Here is a 4,589-nt window from a genome sequence, read left to right as displayed (position 1 = left end):
AGTGGACAGAGCCCTGCCCGATGGGGTTGGGTGGCCCCGCCCCACTTTATTGGGGAGGACCCCATGGCCTCAGTCACCCCTCGCTACGCCCACCCGTTCCTTCCCGTCACCCGCGCCGACATGCAGGCACGGGGGTGGGAGCAGTGCGACATCATCATCGTGAGCGGCGACGCCTACGTGGACCACCCGGCGTTCGGCCCGGTGCTCATCGCGCGCTTCCTGGAGGGGCGGGGCTTCAAGGTGGGCATCATCCCGCAGCCGGACTGGCACTCGGCGGAGCCCTTCAAGGCGCTGGGCAAGCCCCGGCTCTTCTTCGGGGTGGCGGCGGGCAACCTGGACTCGATGCTCAACCGGCTGACGGCCCAGAAGAAGAACCGTTCGGAGGACCAGTACAGCCCGGGCGGGCGCACCAACTGCCGGCCGGACCGCGCGTCCATCGTCTATGCGCAGCGCTGCCGCGAGGCCTTCCCGGACGCACCCGTGGTGCTGGGCGGCATCGAGGCCAGCCTGCGCCGCATCGCGCACTTCGACTACTGGAGCGAGAAGGTGCGCCGCTCCATCCTCTTCGACGCCAAGGCGGACCTGCTGGTGTTCGGCATGGGCGAGCGGCCCATCTGGGAGATCGCGGACCGGCTCAACCGGGGCGAGCGCATCGAGGACCTGAAGGACATCCGGGGCACCGCGCACCTCATCAACGACGCGGCGATGAAGCTCCTGGAGGCGGACCCGGCGAAGCGGGCCGCGGACCGCGAGAAGGTGGTGGTGCTGCCCTCCTATGAGGAGGTGGTGGCGGACACGCGCGCCTTCGCGGTGATGAGCCGCGACTTCCAGATGGAGACCAACCCCGGCAACGCGCGCGCCATCGCGCAGCGCCACGGCAACCGGGCCATCTACATGAACCCGCCCGCCCGGCCGCTGGAGGATGGCGCCGGCATGAAGCCCGACGACACCGCCACGGTCGCGATGGATGAGCTGTACGACCTGAAGCTCAACCGCGTGCCGCACCCGATGTACTCCGAGCCCATCCCCGCCTACGAGACGGTGAAGCACTCGGTGGTGCTGATGCGCGGGTGCTTCGGCGGCTGCACCTTCTGCTCCATCACCGAGCACGAGGGCCGCGTCATCCAGAGCCGCTCCGCCCAGAGCGTGCTGCGCGAAGTGCGCGCGGTGCGGCGCATGGGTGACTTCCGGGGCACCATCACCGACCTGGGTGGCCCCACGGCCAACATGTACAAGCTCAAGTGCAAGAGCGAGGTCATCGAAAGCAAGTGCCGCAAGCTGTCGTGCGTGCACCCGGGCGTCTGCGAGAACCTCCAGACGGACCACGGGCCGCTCATCGACCTGATGCGGCAGGTGCGCCAGGAGGAAGGCATCAAGCACGTCTTCATCGCGAGCGGTGTGCGCTACGACCTGGCGGAGCTTTCGCCGGAGTACGTGAAGGAGCTGGCGGCGCACCACGTGGGAGGCCAACTGTCGGTGGCGCCCGAGCACGTGTCGCCGCGCGTGCTGGAGAAGATGAAGAAGCCCGGCATCGAGAGCTTCGAGCGCTTCCAGCACATGTTCGCGTGCGCGAGCGAAGACGCGGGCAAGGAGCAGTACGACATCGCCTACTTCATCAGCGGGCACCCCGGGTCCACGCTGGAGGACATGGTGATGCTGGCCCAGTGGCTGAAGGAGAAGGGCAAGCGGCCCCGGCAGGTGCAGGACTTCATCCCCACGCCCATGTCGGTAGCGACGGCCATGTACTACACGGGCCTGGACCCGCTGAAGATGGAGCCCGTGTACACGGCGAAGGGCCTGCGCGAAAAACGGCTGCAGAAGGCGCTCCTGCTCTACTGGAACCCGGAGCACTGGCCGCTGGCGCGTGAAGCGCTGCGGCTCGCCGGCCGCGCGGACCTCATCGGCCGGGGTCCCCATGCCCTGGTGCCCCCGGAGTCCGCCGCGGAGGCCGCGCGCCTGCGCCGCACGGGGGACGGCGCCGGGGAGGAGCAGGGGCTCGCGACGAACGCGTGGCCGCGCCCGGTGCAGCCGCGCCCGTCGGGGCGCAGCGGAGGACGCACGCCGCGTCCGGGCCCGCGCGGACGGCAGTAGCCCTCGGCTTTCGCTCGGGGGGGTGGCTCGGGTATAGGGTGCGCCGCCTTCCAAGCACCCAACACCGTCGGAGCCACACACCCATGCCCAGGACCTCCCAGGAGCAGTCGCAGGAGCGCCACGCGTTCCTGCTCGACCTCTTCCGCACCCAGCCCGACCTGAGCCGCCAGGACGCCCTGGAGAGCTTCAAGGACCGGTTCGGCGCGACCATCAACCTGCGCACCTTCAACGAACTGCGCGAGCAGGCGAAGAAGGACCTGTCTTCCAGCCCCAGCACGCCCGCGCCCAAGGAGCCCGAAGTCGAGGTCCAGGATGAGCGTCCCGAGGTGACGGTGGAGGACGCCGGCGCGCTCCTGAAGTCCGCGGCCACGCCGGAGCTGCTCAACGGTTCGGCGCCCGCGAAGAAGCCCAAGGCCAAGGGCCCGGGCTCGCGCAACGTGTTCGTGGACGCGCCACAGGAGCACCTCCAGTTCCTGGAGCGCATCGTGCAGCAGCTCCAGGAGGCCGGCGCCTCCAACGTGCGCATCGACCACGGCACCGACCGGTGGATGGTGCTGGTCGTGGACTCCAAGTAGTCCCTGCCGTCCACAGACAGCCAATCGCAGCACGCGGGCCCGCCTCCTTCTGTCTGGAGCGCGGGCCCTGTCTTTGTCAGCGAACAGACACAGACAAGAAAAACCTGCCTTGCTTGACAGACATGGAATCGATTCCTAACTCTTTCCCATGAGCGACATCCCGCGCTCATGAAAGGGAAGAACTCCATGTCTGGTTCGAAGTTCGCGCTGACGCTGTCGTTGTGCGGTCTGCTTTTCGGATGCGGTGGGCAGCCCGGGGATGAGGCGCCCACCCAGGGTCAGGAGACGCCGGACACGCAGGGACCGACGACGGAGGACACGGACAGGCCCGTTTCGGCGTTCGCGACCGACGTCATTCCAGGCCCGGGTGGAGCCTCCGATGCGCTCTTCACGGATGATGACAATCTCTATGCCAGGGACAATTCAGCGGATGGCCTCGCAGCCGTGGCCCAGCTCAATTTCAACGGTCAGATCTTTACCCTCTGGAATCGAACTGGTGTCGGCAATGGTCCCCCCCTCAACCTCTCCTTTGCTTCCGGCACAATCTTGTCCGTCCGCGCCTGCATCGGTAGCGGTCAGTCCCTCATGAGCTGCAACGGCTGGTATACGGTCGTCGCTCGCTAACCTCCATGCGCGCAGCCTCGCTGAGGCAGCAATCCGGGTGTCAGTTGTCCTGTCTCGCATTGCGAAGTAGAGCCGGGCTTTTCCGCAGGACATGAAGTTGGGTCCGCCTCCTTCTGTTCGGGAGCGCGGGCCCAGTCATTTTCAGGGAGGTAATCGCGGCGCATCCCGGCTTGGATGGGAGGATGACACGTGCTCCATCCATCCTTGCCGCCCTCCTGATGTTCGCAGGCTGTGCCAGCAAACAGGTCCCCGTGAAGAACGATGCACCTCCTGCACCCTCCAGCACCTGGACCGCTACGCAGCATCAGGACCACCCGCTGGTGGGCCGCATCTGGGATGTGGTGGGCGGAAGGTTCGTGGACGAGGAGGCCCTGCGCAAGGCGGTGTTCTCCACGCAGTACGTCCTCCTGGGAGAGCGGCATGATCATCCGGACCACCACCGGCTCCAGGCGGAACTGGTGCGGGCAACGGTCTACGCGGGCCGGCGTCCGGCGCTCGCGTTCGAGATGCTGGATGTCTCCCAATGGTCCACGGTGGCCGCATCCCTGAAGAAGAACCCGGGTGACGCCGAAGCGCTGGCCCAGGCCCTGGACTGGGCCAACAGCGGCTGGCCCGCCTTCAGCCTCTACGCCCCGGTGTTCAACGCGGGCCTCGAAGCGCAACTGCCCATCGTCGCCGCCAACCTGCCCCGCGCCCAGGTGCGCGAGCTGGTGATGAAGGGCCCGGAGGCCCTGCCCGTGGAGCTGCGCACCCGGTTGCAGTTGGACGCCCCCGTCCCCGAAGCCGAAGCGAAGGCGGTCCGCGAGGAACTGGACCGCTCCCACTGCGGACACCTGCCCCAGGAGATGCTGGAACCCATGGCCCTGGCCCAGCGAGCCCGCGACGCGATGATGGCGGACCAAATGCTGGGCCTGTCCGTGGGCAACGGAGCGCTGCTCATCACCGGCAACGGCCACGTGCGCAAGGACCGGGCGGTCCCTGCGCACTTGAGGCGCCGGGACCCGGACGCGAAGGTGCTGAGCGTGGCGCTCCTGGAGGTCTCACCGGAGGCCCTGAGGCCCCAGGACTACGCGGCGCTCGTGGACGCCGCGTCCCTGCCCTACGACTACGTCTGGTTCACTCCCGCGATGCCGGAAGACGACCCGTGCAAGGCGCTGCGGGAGCGGAAGGCCGTAACCGTCCGGCCAACGACGTGCGGTGAGGGATTGCCGGCGTAGCGGTGCGCGGCGGACGCTGGTGGGCATGGCGAAGCAGGTGGCGAAGCCGGAGTGGGCGTGCGTCGCGGAAGCGTTCGAGGCC

At 68.1% G+C, this 4,589-nt stretch carries 4 protein-coding genes; all 4 read left to right on the top strand.

Going from position 1 to position 4,589, the window contains the following annotated elements:
* Positions 1-63: 63 nt before the first annotated feature.
* The 4 genes from D7V88_RS39140 to D7V88_RS39125 all read left to right on the top strand — a co-directional run bounded on the left by D7V88_RS39140 (position 64) and on the right by D7V88_RS39125 (position 4,507).
* Positions 64-2,091 carry a YgiQ family radical SAM protein gene (locus tag D7V88_RS39140; protein ID WP_120545624.1) on the top strand — a complete coding sequence of 676 codons (2,028 nt, stop codon included), beginning with the start codon at positions 64-66 and terminating at the stop codon, positions 2,089-2,091.
* A gap of 83 nt (positions 2,092-2,174) precedes the next feature.
* Positions 2,175-2,666, top strand: coding sequence for a hypothetical protein (locus tag D7V88_RS39135; protein WP_208726722.1), 492 nt, complete (start codon positions 2,175-2,177; stop codon positions 2,664-2,666).
* Between the two features lie 168 nt (positions 2,667-2,834).
* Positions 2,835-3,290 carry a hypothetical protein gene (locus D7V88_RS39130; protein WP_147449068.1) on the top strand — a complete coding sequence of 152 codons (456 nt, stop codon included), beginning with the start codon at positions 2,835-2,837 and terminating at the stop codon, positions 3,288-3,290.
* Between the two features lie 182 nt (positions 3,291-3,472).
* Positions 3,473-4,507 carry a ChaN family lipoprotein gene (locus D7V88_RS39125; RefSeq protein ID WP_120545621.1) on the top strand — a complete coding sequence of 345 codons (1,035 nt, stop codon included), beginning with the start codon at positions 3,473-3,475 and terminating at the stop codon, positions 4,505-4,507.
* The last annotated feature ends 82 nt before the right edge of the window (positions 4,508-4,589 follow it).

This window comes from Corallococcus terminator, from assembly GCF_003611635.1.
In the GTDB taxonomy this organism is placed as follows: Bacteria; Myxococcota; Myxococcia; order Myxococcales; family Myxococcaceae; genus Corallococcus; species Corallococcus terminator.
Note: the sequence above shows the minus strand (reverse complement) of the source record. Positions and strands in the feature narration are given on the sequence as shown.